Here is a 16,795-nt window from a genome sequence, read left to right as displayed (position 1 = left end):
CCCTGGAACTCACCCGGCGCATGAAACAGATCGACGCCACCGCGGAATCACCCGACGGCGACGTCACCGTGACAGTCGATCACGCCGGCGGCCTGAACGCCCTGACCCTCACCGACGACGCGATGCGGCGGGCCCCTGAAGATTTGGCGCACCTGATCCTGGCCACCACGCGGCAGGCCCAGTCGCGGCTCGCCGAAGACATGTCCGAACTGGTCAGGGGCATCTACGGCGCCGACTCCGCCACCACGTCATTCGTCGCCGACGCGTACGCCAAGCAGTTTCCCGCGCCTCCCGCTGACGACCGCCGGGAGCGTGGTTGGTGATGGCCCAGCCAGAAATGCACCTCGATGTGGACGCGGTGAGCAGTCACGCGAGCAAGGTCGACGAAGTCGCGGACATGCTCGACCAGGTCGCGGCGGCTGCCGGACACCTCGACCAACAGGACCAGGTCTACGGCGAGTGGCCCAGCATGTTGATCCTCCCGATCCTCAACATCGCACAGGATCACGCCGCCCAAGAGATGCGCACCGGCACTGACGCGACCGCCCATCTCGCCGATCTGCTGCGCGCCCTCACCGTCGAAATCGGTCTCACCGACGCCGAGACTGCCGACATCCTGAGCTTCCGGGGGACGGACAGATGACCGACGTGTACGGAGGGCTGATCGCGCCCGCCGCCGACCGGAAATTCTACGAGGGCGCCGGCATCTTCGAATCGGTCAGCGGCATGGTGGACAGCGGGATCAAACTGGATGGCGGCGGAGCCCTCGGCAATCTGGCCGCCACTCTGATGTCCGGCCTCGGCGCCATCATGGATCCGCTTCAGACGTTGTTCGCCGCTGGGGTGGGCTGGGCCATGGAGCACGTGAGCGTCCTGCGTGAGCCGCTGGACAAACTGATGGGCGATCCCAAGGCCATCGAAGGTCACGCGGCGAGTTGGAAGGCGATCGAAAACCGGATCTACAAGGCGGTAGACCTTTTCGTCGCGGACGTCAACCGCACCACTGCCGGCTGGGCAGCCGAGTCAGCGGATGCCTACCGACTGCGTGCGCTCGACCATGCCGGCGTAGTTCAAGCGACCGGCAAGATCGCCGACGGAATGGGCAGGGTGACCACCCTGCTGGGAGTGACTGTCGGCGTAGTGCGGAACACCATTCGGGACATCATCGCTCAAGCGGTGGGAGCCATCATCTCCAAAGCACTGCAAGCCGCCACCGGGCTGCTCATGCCCAAGGCGCTCGTGGAGATCGCGATGCTGGTGTCCCACACCAGCATGAAAATCTTGAGCGTGCTGAGGCATCTGTTCACGAAGATCGAGGAGACCGGGCGCGTCGTGAAGACGATGCAGATGTTCTTGGCACAGATCAGCAAGGCCAACAACAACGTTCTGCGTCTGGTCGCTCACCGGGTTGAAGCCTCAGGCACCGCGCGGCAGGGTTGGACGGGACCGTACAGAGCCTATGGGGTACTCAGCGACGGCGATGCCCGCGTCTACGGCCCTATACAACAGGTCCTCATCAACACCGGGCGTTCGGCAGCGGAGACGAACGGCTCTCAGAACGTAGGGCAGGCATCCGACAGCACCCGGGACGACAACACCGCCCCGACTCCCATCGACATTCCGCGCTGACGGAGAGGTCATCGTGTCATCCGACGACGAATGGATCGACAAGCAACGCGCAAGGGTCAAGGCACTCCAGGAGCAGCTCGAGCGGGAGGAAACCGAGCGGGAAGCCGCAGCCTCCGAGCGGGCTGTTCGCTCCAAAAGCAGCGCATCACGCGATGCGGTATTTCTCGTGGGGATGTCCGTGCTTGCCGTGGTTCTTTTTCTCTCCGGCATGACGCTCGTCAGACTGGGAGGGCAGGATTTCGGTGACGCCACTCGAACCGGCCGGGCGTCCGTTGCCCGTTGCTGGGGGCACGGGCCGGTCACCGGCAAGGGATTTGGCTACTGGGACACCTGCGACGTCACGGTCCGCTGGGACGACGGAACTGTCGAAGACCTGACCAAGGATCACATATTCGCAGCGTCCGACCGCGGTGAAGAAATCCGCATCGGCGACCTCGGCCGGCATCGCACCAGCAGGGAACTCGCACGGGAAGACGTGCCCTACCGGCCGTGGCTGCGGTGGATCGGTGTTCCGGTCATGCTCATCGGTGCTCTGCCGGGGATTCTCGCGGTCCTGGTCATCCGCGAACATCTCCGATCGCTGTTCCGGTTCCGCCGGAGGTAGAGGCGATGGGTCTCCGCTCCCGTCACGAGGGCTGAGGTGCTAGCGCTGGCGGTCCTGGAAATGGCCGTCCGGACGTATCTCGCTGATCTCGTCTGCCGGAAGGAACGGCCGGCCTGATGCGGCGAGGAAGTCGGCGCGGTTGAGGTGGGCGGTGCGGCGGCGGTATTCGACGGCCTTGCCGGGCCAGTTGGTGACGATGCGGCCGGCGGCGTTGCGGTACCAGCTCTGGCACGCCGTCCACACGCTTCCGGCGAGGCGGGACTGGATCTCGCTGTCGTAGGTGGCCGCCACGTCCGGACGTACCTCCAGATCGTCGCCGGCGGCGACCGACCGCACCGCCTGGACGATCCAGCGGGCCTGGGCCTCGTGGAAGTAGATGACCGAGGTGTTGCCGGTGTTGGTGTTGGGCCCGTAGACCAGGAACATGTTGGGAAAGCCGGGGACGGTGATGCCGAGGTAGGCGTGCGCGCCGTCGCGCCACTCGTCGGTGAGCGGCCTGCCGCCGCGGCCGGTGATCGCCATCGGCGCCAGGAACGCGGTGGCGGCGAAGCCGGTGCCGTAGACCAGGACGTCGCACGGGTGGTCGGCGCCGTCGGCGGTGCGGACGCCGTCCGGCGTCACCGCGACGATCTTCTCGGTGATCAGGTCGACGTCGGGGCGGGCCAGGGTGGGCAGCCAGTCGTTGGTGAAGAGGAGCCGTTTGCAGCCGATCGGCTCGTCGGGGGTGACCTTGGCGAGGAGTTCCGGGTCGCGGACCTGCCAGCGGCGCTGGATCCAGGCGTAGCCGCGGACGCCGGCGTTCACCACCCGGTTGCCGTGCAGGGCGGCGCCGGGCACGAGGGTGAGCAGCCAGGTCGCGCCGCGGGAGAGCTGCATGAGCGCCGGCACGCGCCGGTAGGCGGCCCGGCGGAGGCGGCCGTAGCGGCGGTCCGGTTTGGGCACGGTCCAGGGGGCGGTGCGCTGGAACACGGAGATGTGGGCGGCTCTCCCGGCGATCGCGGGGACGAGTTGGATGGCGCTGGCGCCGGTGCCGATGACCGCGATCCGGCGGCCGTCGATCGGGATGCCGGAGGTCCAGTGGGCGGTGTGGACTGCGACGCCGGTGAATGACGCGGCGCCGGGCAGGGCGGGCACGGACGGGCGGGACAACTGGCCGGCCGCGGGGATGAGGACGTCGGCCTCCAGCGTCTCCCCGCCGGTCAGGGTGATGGTCCACGTCCGGTCCTTCCAGGCCGCTGACGCCACCTCCGCGCCGAGGCGGACCAGCGGGGTGACGCCCAGGTCGGCGGCGCATCGCCGCAGGTAGGCGAGGATCTCGTCGTGCGGCGGGTAGCGCCGCGACCAGTCCGGATTCAGGGCGAAGGAGTACGAGTAGAGCGGCGCCGGAACGTCGCAGGCGCACCCCGGATAGGTGTTGTCCCGCCACACGCCGCCGATCCGGTCGGCTTTCTCCAGCAGGACGATGTCGCTGAACCCGGCTTTGAGGAGTTCGGCGGCGACCGCCACCCCGCCGAACCCGGCCCCGATGATCGCGATCCGGGTCATGGCCGCCTTCCGATGGTCAGTCGCAGCGCTGCGGGTGCGCCGGCCGGCACGACCGGATGGCGTGGCGCCACCGGCTCGACCGGGCGGAAACCGGAGTCCGGGCGTGGGTCGGGGTCGCCGGCGTTGGGCCAGAGCGCCACCGCCCGTTCGGCCAGCGCGGTGATGGTCAGCGACGGGTTGACGCCGAGGTTCGCCGCCACCACCGAGCCGTCGATGACGTGCAGGCCCGGATGGCCGAAGAGCCGGTGGTACGGGTCGACGACCCCACTGTCGGCGGAGGCGCCGATCGCGCACCCGCCGATGAAGTGCCCGGTGACCGGCCGTCCGATCAGTTCGGTGACCGCGCCGGTCGCCACGCCGTCGATCTCGGCCGCGACCCGGCGGGCCACGTCGTGGGCGGCCGGCACCCACACCGGGTTCGGTTCGCCGATGCCGGGGCGGCTGCTGAGCCGCCGCCCGAACGGGCCCCGGCGGGTGTGCACGGTGATCGAGTTGTCCAGGGGCTGCATGGCCAGCAGCACCACGGTCTCCCGCGACCAATCCCGGGGCGAGACGTAAAGCCGCAGGTCACGGCCGGCTCTCGCGAGCGTTTTCAGAGCCTGCCACCAGCGGGGGCGGCCCTCGTCGACGAGCACGGTGGCGAGCAGGGCGAGCAGGTTGCTGCCGGGGCCGTACCGGACCGGTTCGACGTGGGTGACGTGGTCGGGATGGATGGAGGAGGTGATCGCGATGCCGTGGCTGAAGTCGCGGGTCCGGTCGCGGGTCCGCGCCCCGAGGATCGACTCGGAGTTGGTGCGGCTCAGTTCGCCGAGGCGGGGCGAGACGTACGGCAGCCGGCCCCGGTCGCGCATCCGGTGCAGCAGCCGCTGCGTGCCGAGCGCCCCGCCGGCGAGGACGACCTGCCCGGCGATGAAGCTGCTCCTCGACAGTCCTCCGGTGCGGCGCGTGTCGACCAGGTATCCGCCGTCCGCCAATGGCTGGACGGACGTCACGGTGGTCAACGCGTGGACCTGGGCGCCGGCCTGCTCGGCCAGGTGGAGATAGTTCTTGACCAGGGTGTTCTTGGCGTTGCCGCGGCAGCCAGTCATGCACGATCCGCACAGCGTGCAGGTACGCCGGGCCGGGCCGGCGCCGCCGAAGAACGGGTCGGGGACGGGCTCGCCGGGCTGGTCGCCGAAGAGGACTCCGACCGGCGTGCGGCGGAAGGTGTGACCCACCCCGAGGTCGTCGGCGACCGCCTTCAACGCCCGGTCGGAGGCGGTCTCGAACGGCGTCGTGGTCACCCCGAGCATGCGTTTGGCCTGCTCGTAGTAGGGGGCGAGTTCGGTCTTCCAGTCGGTGACACCGGCCCACTGCGGATCGGCGTAGAAGGCGTCCGGCGGCTCGTAGAGGGTGTTGGCGTAGCCCAGGGAGCCACCGCCGACCCCGGCCCCCGACATGATCATCACGTCGCGGAGCAGGGTCAGGCGCAGAATGCCGTAGCAGCCGAGCGCGGGCGCGTAGAGGTAGTCGCGCAGCCGCCAGGACGTCTTGGCGAACTGCTCGTCGGTGAACCGCCGGCCCGCTTCGAGCACGCCGACGCGGTAGCCCTTCTCGGTCAGGCGCAGCGCGGTCACGCTGCCACCGAACCCGGAGCCGATCACGAGGACGTCGTAGTCGTACGACATCGCCGTACCATCACACCGCTATTGGCAACGTGTCAACAACGGACGTCCACGTCTTGCGCACAGCGTGAATCCGTCTCATAAATAACGGGTGACCGATCTCTCGTACGACCGCCGCGGCTCCGGCCCGCCGCTGCTGCTGATCCACGGCTTGGGCAGCCACCGCCAGGTGTGGACGCCGATCCTCGACGAGGTCGCCCGCCACCGCGACGTGATCGCCCTGGACCTGCCCGGTTTCGGGGAGTCCCCGCTCTGGTCCCCGGCCGGCGACGGGGGCTCGGTCGCCCACCTCGCCGGCGTCGTCGAGTCCTTTCTCGACCGGCTCGGCGTGGAGCGCCCCGAGGTCGCCGGCAGTTCGCTCGGCGGCGGCATCGCCCTGGAACTCGGCCGCCGCGGCCACGCCCGCACGGTCACCGCGTTCGCCCCGATCGGCTTCTGGAACGGCGCCGGCCGCCGCTGGAGCCAGGCCTCCGTCACCACCGCCCGCGCCGCCGCCCGCCGCCTCGGCCCGCGACTCCCGCGGATCATGGCGAACTCCGCCGGCCGCGCCGCGCTGTGCGGCCTCTTCTACGCCCGCCCGGGCCGGCTCGACCCGGCCGACTGTGTCGCCGCGGCCCGTGCCCTCGCCGCCGCCCCCGGCTTCGACGCCGCGCGGGACGCCTTCAGCGCCCTGCGGCCATGGGCGTCCGCCGACACGTCACCGCTCACCCGCATCCCGGTCACCATCGCCTGGGGTACGCGGGACGCGGTCCTCCCGTTCCCCCAGTCACGCCGCGCGCGGGCCGTCCTCCCGTCGGCGCGGCACGTCACCCTCGCCGGCTGCGGCCATCTGCCGTTCGCCGACGACCCGGCCGCCTGCGTCACGGCGCTCCTCAGCCCACCAGCCAGATGATCAGCATCGCCACCAGGAAGAGTGCTCCCGCCACCGCGGTAACCATCCTGACCAGGGCGCTCATGCTGGCGTCGTCGAATGTGGGCCGCTCGCTCGGGGCGGTCCAGTCACCGACCGCGGTCAGCAGCCGGTCCCCCGCGTGACGCAGGGTGCGGCGAGCACGTTCGCCCTTGGTCGATGGCACCAGCACCTCCACGCGACGCCTACTCGACCGGACAACGAATCATGGGCCGAATGGGTTCTGCGACACTCCTTCGTGCCGGTTAATACGTTTGTCCGGGATCGGGGGCTCGAATGGTCGACGTGCGTGACGCCGCGAAGGTGCTGGCCGAGGCGCGGCGGGTGGTGGTGCTCACCGGGGCGGGCATCTCGGCGGAGAGCGGCGTGCCCACTTTCCGGGACTCGCTGACCGGTCTCTGGGAGCGTTACGACGCCCAGGCGCTGGCCACGCCGCAGGCCTTCGACGACGACCCGGACCTGGTCTGGGGCTGGTACGAGTGGCGCCGCTGCTTGATCGAGAGGGTCCGTCCCAACCCGGGCCACGAGGCGGTCGCCGCGATCGAGGCCCGCGCCCCGCACACCGTCGTCGTCACCCAGAACGTCGACGACCTGCACGAGCGCGCCGGCTCGGCCGCGCCGATCCACCTGCACGGCAGCCTGTTCACGCCACGCTGCGCGACCTGTTCCCGCCCGGCCGCGGTCACGGCCTGCGACGAACCGGAGGAGGGCCGCCGGCTGGCCCCGCCCCGCTGCGGCCAGTGCGCCGGGCCGATCCGCCCCGGTGTCGTCTGGTTCGGCGAGGCGCTCTCCGAGGAGGCGCTGGAGACGGCGGTTCAGGAGGCCACCGAGTGCGACGTGCTGTTGACCGTCGGCACGTCCGGCCTGGTCTACCCGGCCGCCGAGATCCCCCGGGTGGCCGCCATGTTCGGCGGCACCGTGATCCAGGTGAACCCGCAGCCCACCCCGCTCGACGCGACCGCCGCCATCAACCTGCACGGCAGCGCCGCCACGGTCCTTCCCGCCCTGGTGAAGGCCGCCTGGCCGGTGATGTGACCACAGTTATGATAACTGTGGTCACGTAAAGGAGAGCCGGATGCTGGAACGGCCCGCGGAGATGTTCGACCGAGAGCGCGAGTGGGCGGCTCTGTCGGCGTTCGCGACCGACCCGCGTCCGGGAGCCCTGCTCGGCGTCGTCTCCGGCCGGCGTCGGCAGGGCAAGACATTCCTCCTGCGTTCGCTGTGCCAGGCCACCGGCGGTTTCTACTTCCCCGCGGACGAGGCGGCTGACCGCGAATCCCTGAACCGTCTGGGCGCGCTGGTCGCGGAGTACGTGGACGCGCCCGCGCCGCTGGCCTTCGACGGCTGGCATCAGGCGATCGACGCGCTGCTGCGGCTCGGCCGGGAGCGCCGCATCCCGGTAGTGATCGACGAGTTCCCGTACCTGGTGCGGGCCAATCCGCAGATTCCCTCGGTCATCCAGAACGCGCTCGCGCCGCTGCGGGAGGAACGCGACAAGAGCCGCGCGAGTCTCCTGCTGTGCGGCTCCGCGATGTCGTTCATGGGCCGCCTGCTGAGCGGCAGCGCACCGCTGCGCGGGCGGGCCGGCCTGGAACTGATGGTGCCCACCCTGGACCATCAGCTCGCCGCCCAATTCTGGGGCATCGAGGACCACGCCACCGCGCTGATGGCCAACGCCGTCGTGGGCGGCACGCCAGCGTACCGGCGGGAGTTCGCCCGCGACGACACGCCGGCCGGCCCGGATGATTTCGACGCCTGGGTGGTCCGAACCGTCCTCTCCCCGGTCAGCCCGCTCTTCCGGGAGGCCCGGTATCTGCTCGCCGATGAACCCGACCTCCGCGACGCGGGCCTCTACCACTCCGTGCTCGCCGCGATCGCCTCGGGCAACTCGCACCGGGGCGGCATCGCGTCCTACCTCGGCCGCAAAGCCGGCGACCTGGCCCATCCGCTGACCGTGCTGGAGGACTGCGGGCTGGTCACCCGCGAGCCGGACGCGTTCCGGGACAACCGGACGACTTTCCGGATCGCCGAACCTTTGGTCGCCTTCTATCACGCCGTCATGCGCCCGATCTGGTCGGACCTGGAGCACACCCGTGACGCCGGCCGCCTGTGGCAGCGCAGCCGGCGACGCTTCGTCGGCAACGTGCTCGGACCCCATTTCGAGCAGGTCTGCCGGTACTGGACCCGGCATCTCGCCGGGCCGGAGGTGTTCGGCGACTATCCCAACAGGGTGAGCAGCGGCACCGTCAACGATCCGGCCCATCGGACGTCGCACGAGGTGGACATCGCGGTCTTCGGGCTGGACGACGACAACCGGCAGCCGCTGCTCGCGATCGGTGAGGTGAAGTGGGGCGACGTCATGGGGCTGGGCCATCTCGACCGGCTCCGCCGCATCCGGTCACTGCTCACCGCGCAAGGCCGCCCCGGCGCGGAGACCGCACGGCTCGCCTGCTTCAGCGGAGCCGGGTTCACCGGGGAGCTACGCGAGACGGCCGCCGCCGATCCCGGCATCGTCCTGATCGACCTGGCCGCCCTGTACCGCCCGGGCTGACGGCAGGGGGAGGTCGCGGAGCGGGCCTTTGCGGACCTTGTTGGAGCCGGTGCGGGGCAACTCCGTGACGACGTCGACGTACACCGGGATCTTGTATCGGGCCAGGCGCCCGGTGAGGAACGCCGGGATGTCGGCGGGTTCGAGGGTGCTGCCGGGCATCGGCACCACGAAGGCGCGGCCCACCTCACCCCATTTCTCGTCGGGCACGCCGACCACCGCGGCCTCCGCCACCGCCGGGTGTTCGAAGACGGCCGCCTCCACCTCGGCGGGATAGACGTTCTCTCCGCCGGAGATGTACATGTCCTTGGTGCGGTCGACGATCCGGTAGTGGCCCGCCTCGTCGACGACGGCGAGGTCTCCGGAACGGAACCAGGAGCCGCCGGTGAACGCCGCCGCGGTCGCCGCCGGGTCGTTCCAGTAACCGGGGGTCACGTTCGGGCCGCGGACCAGCACCTCTCCCGGCTCGCCGGGCGGGGCCGGGGTGAGGTCGGGCAGCACGCAGCGGACGTCGGCGAAGAACACCGGCAGACCTGCCGATCCGATGTGCTCACGGCTCTCCCGGGCCTCCAGGAAGGTGGCGCCGGGTGCGGTCTCGGTCATCCCGTAGCCCTGGCAGAAGGCCAGGCCGCGCTCCTGGTAGCTGCGGATCAACACCTCCGGCACCGACGCTCCCCCGGTCATCAGGGTGCGCACCGACGACAGGTCGGCCGTGCGCCAGCGCGGCGACTGGGACAGGCCGGCGAACATCGTGGAGACGCCGAACATCAGGGTCACGCCGTGCCGGGCGATCGCGTCGAAGCAGCCGTCCACGTCCCAGCCGGGCATGATCACCGAGGTGCCGCCCTTGAGGAACGTCGGCAGCAGGCACTGGTTGAGCGCCGCCACATGGAACAGCGGCGCGCTGACCAGGGTCACCTCGTCGCTCGCCACGTCCACGCTGACCAGCAGGTTGTAGCAGTTCCACACGATGTTGCCGTGGGTGAGCATCGCCCCCTTGGGGTGCCCGGTGGTGCCCGACGTGTAGAGGATGCAGGCCACGCCATCGAGCCCGACCGGCTCGTCGAACCGCGCCGGCTCGGCCAGGAACGCCTCGTACCCGGACAGGTCCACCGTGACCGCGACCTCGGAGGCGACCGGCAGGGCGTGGATCAACGCGACCGCCCCACTGTGCCGGAGCTGGTATTCGATCTCCGGCGGCGTCAGCCGGAAGTTGAGCGGCACGAAGATCGCCCCGAGGGCCCACGTCGCGAACATGGTCTCGACGAAGGACGGGTGGTTCGGGCCGAGATAGGCGACCCGGTCACCGGGGCCGACCCCGGCCCGGCGCAGGGCCGCGGCCAGGCGCGAGGTGCGTTCGAACAATGCCGCGTACGTCATACGCCGCTCCCCGAAGATCATGGCGGTCCGGTCGGGCGACATGGCCGCCCGGCGTGCCGGCCACGATCCCAGCCCTGCGTTGCGCATCGTGAGCGCCGTCAGGCGTAGTGGCGATAGATCGGGCGGGCGACGCAGGCAGGCTTGGCCTGGCCGTCCACCTCGATGGTGAAGTCGAAGGTGCTCTGCACGCCGTTGCCGGCCACCTCCTCGACGCTGACCATCGTCGCGGCCAGCCGGATCTTCGCGCCCACCTTGACCGGGCTCGGGAAGCGCACCTTCTCCAGACCGTAGTTGACCCCCAGGGTCATGCCCTCGACCTTCAGCATTGCGCTGAAGAGCGGAATGACCAGCGACAACGTCAGGTATCCGTGCGCGATCGGGGCGCGGAACGGGCCGGTCTTCGCGCGCTCGACGTCGACGTGGATCCACTGGTGGTCGTCGGTCGCGTCGGCGAACGTGTTCACCCGCTCCTGGGTGATCTCCAGCCATTCGCTGTGGCCGAGGTCCTTGCCGACGAGGGACTTGAGGCCTTCGAGGCCGTTCACGGTGATGGTCATGAGGTCTCCTTGGAGGTGATCCCGAACAGGCGGGCTGCGTTGGTCTTGAGGATCTTGGGCCGGACCGTGTCCTTGAGGTCGAGCGCCTCGAAGTCGGCGAGCCACCGGTCGGGGGTGATGACCGGATAGTCGGAGCCGAACAACACCTTGTCCTGGAGCAGGCTGTTGGCGTACCGGACGAGTTGGGGTGGGAAGTATTTCGGCGACCAGCCGGACAGGTCGATGTGGACGTGCTCCTTGTGGGTGGCCACCGCGAGGGCCTCGTCCTGCCAGGGGAACGACGGGTGGGCCAGGATGATCCGCAGGTCCGGGAAGTCCACGGCCACGTCGTCGACGAGCATCGGGTTGGAGTACTTCAGGCGGATGCCTCCGCCGCCGCGCACCCGGGCGCCGATGCCGGTCTGCCCGGTGTGGAAGAGGGCGACCGCGCCCAGTTCCTCGATCGTCTCGTAGAGCGGGTAGGCGAGCCGGTCGTCCGGCGAGAAGCCCTGGATGCTGGGGTGGAACTTGAACCCGCGGACGCCGTAGTGCTCGACCAGGCGGCGGGCCTCGCGGGCCCCGGCCCGGCCCTTGTGCGGGTCGATGCTGGCGAACGGGATCAGCACGTCCGGGTGGGCCGCGCAGTCCTCGGCGATCTCCTCGTTGGGGATCCGCGGGTGCCCGGTCGCATGCTCGGCGTCGACGGTGAAGACGACAGCCGCCATGGAACGGGAACGGTAGTAGCCGGCCGTCTCGGCGATGGTCGGCTGCCGGTGACCGTGCGCCTTGAAGTAGTCGGCGGAGGCGCCGAGCAGGACGGGGCTGAGCGAGGTGCGCCCGTCCCGGCCGACTTCGGCGTGCGTGTGCACGTCGATCGCGGTGAGCTCGTCGAGGTTCACGGCTGCGCCTTGGGGGCCGGGATGCCGTACGTCTCCGGGGTGAAGTCCCACGCGGCGGCGATCGCCTCGGCCGACCAGCCGCCGTCCTGGTGGAGAACACTCTTCTCCGCCGGGTGCGACCAGAGGGAGAGCTTGTCGCCGCCGATGCCGATCGCCTGCCCGGTGATGCCCTTGGACGCGTCCGAGGCGAGGAAGGTGATCAGGCCGGTGACGTCCTCGACGGTGCCGAGCCCCTCATCGTGGCGCAGCCAGGCCGGGTAGGGCGCGCCGGTCCGCTCGGCCTCCTCGATGACCGGCCCGAACGCCGGAATCGTCCTGGTCATCTCGGTGGCGGCGATCGGGACCACCGCGTTCACCGTGATCTCGCTGCGCGCCAGCTCCAGCGCCCAGGTGCGGGCCATCGCGGCGATGCCGGCCTTGGCGGCCGCGTAGTTGGTCTGGCCGAAGTTGCCGCGCTGCCCGGCCGGCGAGCCGATCAGGATGATGCGGCCACCAGCGCCCTGCTCGCGCATCCGGACGGCGGCGGCCCGGGCACAGGTGAACGTGCCGCGCAGGTGCACCTTGACGACCGCGTCGAAGTCGTCGTCGGTCATCTTCCACAGCACCCGGTCGCGCAGGATGCCGGCATTGGTGATCAGCACGTCGAGCCGGCCGAACGCCTCCACCGCCGCGGCCACCAGCTTGTCGGCGCTCTCGGTGTCACCGACGGACGCCGCCACCCCGACCGCGTTCGCGCCGATCCGCGCGACCGCCGCGTCCACCACGGCCTGGTCCACGTCGTTGACCACGACCGAGGCGCCCGACGCGGCGAGCGCCTCGGCATATGCCAGACCGAGCCCCCGGCCGCTTCCGGTGACGATGGCAACCTTGCCGCTCAGATCCATACTCTTCAACCTCTCACGGACTGGGGATGTGGTCGACCCACCGGCCGGGCCCCGCGGCCGACCGCCGGCCGGCCGCCCACGATCAACAGGAATCCTGTTGATGTGATCCTTGATGACGATCAGGTTTCCTGTCAATGGGGTAATGTGCCGCGCATGCCATCGCTGCTCTACCTCGTCAAACAACTCGAACTCGCGGTACGCGCACGCCTTGACGAGGTGGTGCGCGGGCACGGCGTCACCGCATTGCAGTACACCGCGCTGACCGTCCTGGAACGCCACGACGGGCTGTCCGCCGCCCAGCTCGCCCGCGATTCGTTCGTGACCGCGCAGTCCATCGCCGACATGGTGCGGACGCTGGAGACCCGTGGCCTGATCCGCCGGGAACGCAACACCGAGAACCGCCGCGAGCTTCTGATCCACCTCACCGGCGAGGGGCGTGCGCTGCTGGCGGCGGTCGACGGCCCGGTCCGTGACCTGGAGGCCCGGATGATCACCAAGTTGACCGACGCCCAATCCGCCGGCTTCCGCCACTCCCTGACCACCGCCTGGCAGTCGCTCAGCTGAGCGGCACCGGTCAGGCGACGGTCAGGGGGCGGATCGGGGTGATCGGCGCGAAGGCCGCCTCGATGTCGCGGGCCGCGGCCAGCGCGGTGTGTTCGCGGTGCAGGCCCGCGATGACCTGGACGCCCAGCGGGCGGCGGCCGGAGACGCCGGTCGGGACGGCGACCGCCGGAAGGCCGAGGAAGTTGACGGTCACCAGCAGGCGGTACGCCCTCCACAGCGCGGTGGCGGCGGCCGGGCCGCTCAGATCGAAGCCGATCTCCGGCATCGGCCGCGTGGTGACCGGGCCGAGCACGATCGGATAGCGGGCGTGGAACGCGCGCCAGGCCGCGGCGTGCACGAACCGTTCCGCCCACGCGCTCTGATAGGCGGCCGACGTGTCGAGCAGCTCGACGCCGGCGATGTTGTCCCGGAAGTATTCGACCGTGCCCGCGGAGAGCGGGCCGGGGAAGACGCCCGGGGTGAGCAGCATCGGCGCGTTCTCGGTCGACGACAGCTGACGCCAGAGGGTGGCGCAGCGGTCCACGGCCGGCGGCTCCACCTCCTCGACCTCCCAGCCCGCGGCGGCGAGGGCGCCGGCGGCCGAGCGGACCGCGGCGATCACCGCCGGGTCCACCTCGCCCCAGCCGGCCGGGTCGACGGTGACCGCGACGCGGCGCGGGCCGTCGTAGCCGGACGGGTGCGGGATGCTCACCGACAGCGGGTCGTGGTCGTCGGCGCCGTGCATCAGGCCGAAGATCAGGTCGAGGTCGGCCACCGACCGGGCGAGCGGCCCGTTCACCGCCATGTGCTGAATCGACAGCGGCAGCGGTTCGGCGCCACGGCCCGGCGCGGCCACCCGGCCCGCGGACGGCCGCAGCGCGGTGATCCCGGCGGCGTGGGCCGGCAGCCGCAGCGAACCGCCGTAGTCGTTGCCGAGGCCGGCGGCCGCCATGCCGGTGGCGACCGCGACCGCGTCGCCGCCACTGGAGCCGCCGGGGACGCGGGCCGGGTTCCACGGGTTCCGGGTCCGCCCGAACAGGTCGTTGTCGGTGTCCCAGCGCAGCCCGATGTCGGGCATGTTCCCGCGCCCGACCGGGATCGCGCCGGCCGCCAGGAGCCGGTCCACGAACGTGGCGTTGGCCTGCGGCACGTGGCCGGCGGCGAACGTCAGGCCGGAGGTGGTCGCCGACCAGGTCAGGTCGATGTTCTCCTTCACGGTGATCGGCACGCCGGCCAGCGGGCCGGGCTCCTCCCCCGCCGCGATGCGGGCATCGACGGCGGCGGCCGTCTCCCGGGCCTTGTCGGCGAGGACCACGGTCACGGCGTTGACCCGTGGGTTCACCTCGGCGATGCGGGCCAGATGGGCTTCCACGACCGCGGTCGCGGTGAAGCGGCCGCCGCGCACCCCGGCGGCGATCCCGGTGGCGGTGAGTTCGGTGACGTCCATCAGGCGGTCCTTTTCATGAGGGCAGAACAGTGCAGGTCAGACGGGTGGCGGCCAGGTCCAGCCGCTGGCGGTTGGGGCGGGTCCCGGCGGCCAGCCAACGGTGCTCGCCGGTGCCGGGGGCGGGCACGAACTCGGGCGCGTCGGAACTGGCCACGGTGAGGCGCAGGGCGTGCCCGGCCGGCAGCCGGTACCCGGTCTGACCGAGATCGATCGTCACGGCGACGGCGTCGCCCGGGTGCGGGATGGTCTGCTGGCCACGGGCGATCAGCCGGGCCGTGCCGTCGGGCGCGACGTCGAGCAGCCGGGCGAACAGGTCCATCTCCGGCCCGTCGGAGCCGGCGACGGCGTCCAGGCGGATCGGGCCGGCCAGGTCGAGCGGCACGGCCCCGGCGGGCGCGGTGAAGACCAGCACGTCGGGGCGATCGGCGAGATGACGCTCATCGGGGAACTCCCGCAGGAACGCGAACGGATCGATCACCGGCGAGGGCACCGGGTCGGCGGCGTCGTGCGTCCAGCTCGCGATCTCCGGCGCGGTCGCGGAGGCGACGTCCGGCGCCACGGCGAGGGTCCCGCCGGGCACGCCGCGCACCGCCGCCTCGGCACCGGAAGGCCGCCAGACCATCTCGTACGCCTCCGGCAGTGGCCAGGCCGCGGCGGCCCGCAGCGACGGATCGCCGGAGTTGGCGAGCTGCCACCGCACGCGAGGGATGTCGGTGTCCCGGCCCCGCAGGAACACGTCGAAGAACTCGATCGCCGGGTCGAGATAGCGCGCCGCCATGGTCTCCACCGTGGCCGGCTCGCCGGCCGAGAAGTGGCTGGTGTTCTCGTGGTCGATCGCTTCGAGCAGCAGGTACTCGTTGCGCGCCCAGCCCGGCCGGCGTCGCAGCTCGCGATGGTCGGACCACTGCCAGGGCGCGCAGTTGTCCCACCACCCGATGGTCATCAGCACCGGCACGGCGGGGGCGTCGAACGGGCTCCCGGCCGGGAAGCGGCGCAGGCTGACCGGATGCGGGAACCACAGGTCGTACGACGCCGACCGGCTGCCGACGGCGGTGAAGAACTCCTCGACCTGCGCGGCGAGGGGCCGCCGCGTCCAGTCGATCTCCCAGTCCAGGATGTCCCGGTCGTGGAACATCGACAGCGGATAGAACCGGTGCACCGACATCTCCACGTCATGGGTGCGCTGCCCGGGGACCGGGACCGGCAGTTCGCCGAGGCGAGTGCCGGTGACCCGGGGCACCATCGCCTTGAGCGCCCGGTGCCCGGTCGACGCCGCGGCCCACTGGGTGTAGCCGTAGTAGGAGTCGCCCCACATCCCGGCGACCCCGTCCGACCACGGCTGGTTGATCACCCATTCCAGGGTGTCGTAGCCGTCGTAGGCCTCGTTGACGAAGAGCAGGGTCTCCCCCTCGGAGCGGAACTTCCCGCGCACGTCCTGCACGACCATCCGGTAGCCGCGCGCGGTGAAGTACGCGGCGATCCGCGGCATGAAGGTGTACTCGCCGCACTTGTCGTACGGCAGCCGGGTGAGGATGGTCGGCCCGGGCGTGACGTCGCCGGGCGGCAGATAGACATCGGTGGCGAGATGCACCCCGTCACGCATCCGGACCATGTGCTGGACGGCGTCCGGGGAGAGCGGCCCGGGGCCCGTCCGTTGTACCGAGACGGTCATGTCAGGGCCGCCTTTCAGAGGAGTTCGAAGAAGCGGATGCAGACCTGGCCGTTCTCGCCGCGGGCCAGGCCCACGAAGACCGACTCGGTGAGCCACCGGTGGGCGGGCGCGTCGGTACGGAACACCGCGCTGGTCCGGTAGTAGTACTCGGTCTCCGGGAGGTCCTCCCCCGCCTCGACCCGGGCGTCGATCTCGGCCGTGGCCCGCCAGAACCCGCGGTTGTGGATGTCGATCACCGACCCGTCGTCGGCCCGCAGCAGATAGCGCGCGTCCAGTTCGGTGACCTGACCGCGCGTGGTCGACCAGTCCCCGCCACCGGCGAGGACCCGGCCCGTCAGGCGCGGACCGTCCACGGTGCCGCCGGTGATCGGGGTGAACATCAGCACCTCGTCCGGACCGCGTCCCACGTGCAGGGTCTCGGCGACGTCGACCCGGGCCTCGAAGGCGAAGACGAGCCGGGGATCGGGCAACTCAGGCATGGCGCTCCTCATTTTCTTTTCCGCAATGACAATCAATTAGGCTGAGGCCCGGGTG

18 protein-coding genes are annotated in these 16,795 nt (G+C 70.9%); 8 read left to right on the top strand and 10 right to left on the bottom strand.

Going from position 1 to position 16,795, the window contains the following annotated elements:
- The 4 genes from QLQ12_RS33195 to QLQ12_RS33180 form a co-directional block, all read left to right on the top strand.
- Window positions 1–323, top strand: a 323-nt coding sequence (locus tag QLQ12_RS33195; RefSeq protein WP_282764614.1) for a YbaB/EbfC family nucleoid-associated protein, incomplete at its 5' end; no start/stop codon positions are given.
- Complete coding sequence (locus tag QLQ12_RS33190; RefSeq protein ID WP_328518332.1) at window positions 323–643, top strand: type VII secretion target; 321 nt, start codon at window positions 323–325, stop codon at window positions 641–643. The genes QLQ12_RS33195 and QLQ12_RS33190, both read left to right, overlap by 1 nt.
- Complete coding sequence (locus QLQ12_RS33185; protein ID WP_282764610.1) at window positions 640–1,629, top strand: hypothetical protein; 990 nt, start codon at window positions 640–642, stop codon at window positions 1,627–1,629. The genes QLQ12_RS33190 and QLQ12_RS33185 overlap by 4 nt, the downstream gene beginning before the upstream one ends.
- 13 nt (window positions 1,630–1,642) lie before the next feature.
- Window positions 1,643–2,233: a DUF6346 domain-containing protein gene (locus QLQ12_RS33180; RefSeq protein ID WP_282764608.1), complete on the top strand. Its 591-nt coding sequence runs from the start codon at window positions 1,643–1,645 to the stop codon at window positions 2,231–2,233.
- A gap of 39 nt (window positions 2,234–2,272) precedes the next feature.
- Here the strand turns inward: QLQ12_RS33180 and QLQ12_RS33175 are convergent, their stop codons facing one another.
- Together QLQ12_RS33175 and QLQ12_RS33170 are read right to left on the bottom strand one after the other, a co-directional pair.
- Window positions 2,273–3,778: a flavin-containing monooxygenase gene (locus QLQ12_RS33175; RefSeq protein WP_282764606.1), complete on the bottom strand. Its 1,506-nt coding sequence runs from the start codon at window positions 3,776–3,778 to the stop codon at window positions 2,273–2,275.
- Window positions 3,775–5,445 (bottom strand): GMC oxidoreductase, encoded by a 1,671-nt coding sequence (locus tag QLQ12_RS33170; protein WP_282764605.1) that lies wholly within the window; start codon window positions 5,443–5,445, stop codon window positions 3,775–3,777. The genes QLQ12_RS33175 and QLQ12_RS33170 overlap by 4 nt, the downstream gene beginning before the upstream one ends.
- 88 nt (window positions 5,446–5,533) lie before the next feature.
- On the opposite strand from QLQ12_RS33170, the gene QLQ12_RS33165 reads away from it, so the two are divergent.
- Window positions 5,534–6,334, top strand: a complete 801-nt coding sequence (locus QLQ12_RS33165) for an alpha/beta fold hydrolase (RefSeq protein ID WP_282764603.1) — start codon at window positions 5,534–5,536, stop codon at window positions 6,332–6,334.
- Here QLQ12_RS33165 and QLQ12_RS33160 read toward each other — a convergent pair.
- Complete coding sequence (locus tag QLQ12_RS33160; protein ID WP_282764601.1) at window positions 6,315–6,518, bottom strand: hypothetical protein; 204 nt, start codon at window positions 6,516–6,518, stop codon at window positions 6,315–6,317. The genes QLQ12_RS33165 and QLQ12_RS33160 overlap by 20 nt on opposite strands.
- Window positions 6,519–6,628: 110 nt before the next feature.
- On the opposite strand from QLQ12_RS33160, the gene QLQ12_RS33155 reads away from it, so the two are divergent.
- Together QLQ12_RS33155 and QLQ12_RS33150 are read left to right on the top strand one after the other, a co-directional pair.
- Window positions 6,629–7,387 (top strand): SIR2 family NAD-dependent protein deacylase, encoded by a 759-nt coding sequence (locus tag QLQ12_RS33155; protein WP_282764599.1) that lies wholly within the window; start codon window positions 6,629–6,631, stop codon window positions 7,385–7,387.
- A 40-nt stretch (window positions 7,388–7,427) separates the two neighbouring features.
- Window positions 7,428–8,903, top strand: coding sequence for an AAA family ATPase (locus tag QLQ12_RS33150; RefSeq protein WP_282764597.1), 1,476 nt, complete (start codon window positions 7,428–7,430; stop codon window positions 8,901–8,903).
- Here the strand turns inward: QLQ12_RS33150 and QLQ12_RS33145 are convergent.
- The 4 genes from QLQ12_RS33145 to QLQ12_RS33130 are packed head-to-tail and all read right to left on the bottom strand — an operon-like array spanning window position 8,832 to window position 12,599.
- On the bottom strand, window positions 8,832–10,367 hold the full coding sequence (locus QLQ12_RS33145) for an acyl-CoA synthetase (protein WP_282764596.1): 1,536 nt from the start codon (window positions 10,365–10,367) through the stop codon (window positions 8,832–8,834). The two genes, QLQ12_RS33150 and QLQ12_RS33145, sit on opposite strands and share 72 nt — an antisense overlap.
- Before the next feature lie 11 nt (window positions 10,368–10,378).
- Window positions 10,379–10,837, bottom strand: a complete 459-nt coding sequence (locus tag QLQ12_RS33140) for a MaoC family dehydratase (RefSeq protein WP_282764594.1) — start codon at window positions 10,835–10,837, stop codon at window positions 10,379–10,381.
- Complete coding sequence (locus QLQ12_RS33135) at window positions 10,834–11,715, bottom strand: amidohydrolase family protein (protein WP_282764593.1); 882 nt, start codon at window positions 11,713–11,715, stop codon at window positions 10,834–10,836. Before QLQ12_RS33135 ends, QLQ12_RS33140 begins: the two co-directional genes overlap by 4 nt.
- Window positions 11,712–12,599: an SDR family NAD(P)-dependent oxidoreductase gene (locus tag QLQ12_RS33130; protein ID WP_282764591.1), complete on the bottom strand. Its 888-nt coding sequence runs from the start codon at window positions 12,597–12,599 to the stop codon at window positions 11,712–11,714. Before QLQ12_RS33130 ends, QLQ12_RS33135 begins: the two co-directional genes overlap by 4 nt.
- Window positions 12,600–12,752: 153 nt before the next feature.
- Between QLQ12_RS33130 and QLQ12_RS33125 the strand changes: the two genes are divergently transcribed.
- On the top strand, window positions 12,753–13,163 hold the full coding sequence (locus QLQ12_RS33125; protein WP_282764589.1) for a MarR family winged helix-turn-helix transcriptional regulator: 411 nt from the start codon (window positions 12,753–12,755) through the stop codon (window positions 13,161–13,163).
- A 10-nt stretch (window positions 13,164–13,173) separates the two neighbouring features.
- On the opposite strand, the gene QLQ12_RS33120 is transcribed toward QLQ12_RS33125, so the two are convergent.
- The 3 genes from QLQ12_RS33120 to QLQ12_RS33110 are packed head-to-tail and all read right to left on the bottom strand — an operon-like array spanning window position 13,174 to window position 16,740.
- The gene (locus QLQ12_RS33120) at window positions 13,174–14,589 is read right to left on the bottom strand and encodes an amidase (protein WP_282764587.1); all 1,416 of its coding nucleotides are present in this window, start codon (window positions 14,587–14,589) and stop codon (window positions 13,174–13,176) included.
- A 13-nt stretch (window positions 14,590–14,602) separates the two neighbouring features.
- Window positions 14,603–16,261, bottom strand: coding sequence for a CocE/NonD family hydrolase (locus QLQ12_RS33115; RefSeq protein ID WP_282764585.1), 1,659 nt, complete (start codon window positions 16,259–16,261; stop codon window positions 14,603–14,605).
- Window positions 16,262–16,275: 14 nt separating this feature from the next.
- Entirely contained in the window at window positions 16,276–16,740 is a 465-nt protein-coding gene (locus QLQ12_RS33110) for a DUF3237 domain-containing protein (RefSeq protein WP_282764584.1), read from the bottom strand.
- Between the last annotated feature and the right edge of the window lie 55 nt (window positions 16,741–16,795).

It is taken from the genome of Actinoplanes sandaracinus (genome assembly GCF_030009775.1).
Lineage (GTDB): Bacteria > Actinomycetota > Actinomycetes > Mycobacteriales > Micromonosporaceae > Actinoplanes > Actinoplanes sandaracinus.
This window is presented reverse-complemented; position numbering and strand designations above follow the sequence as displayed.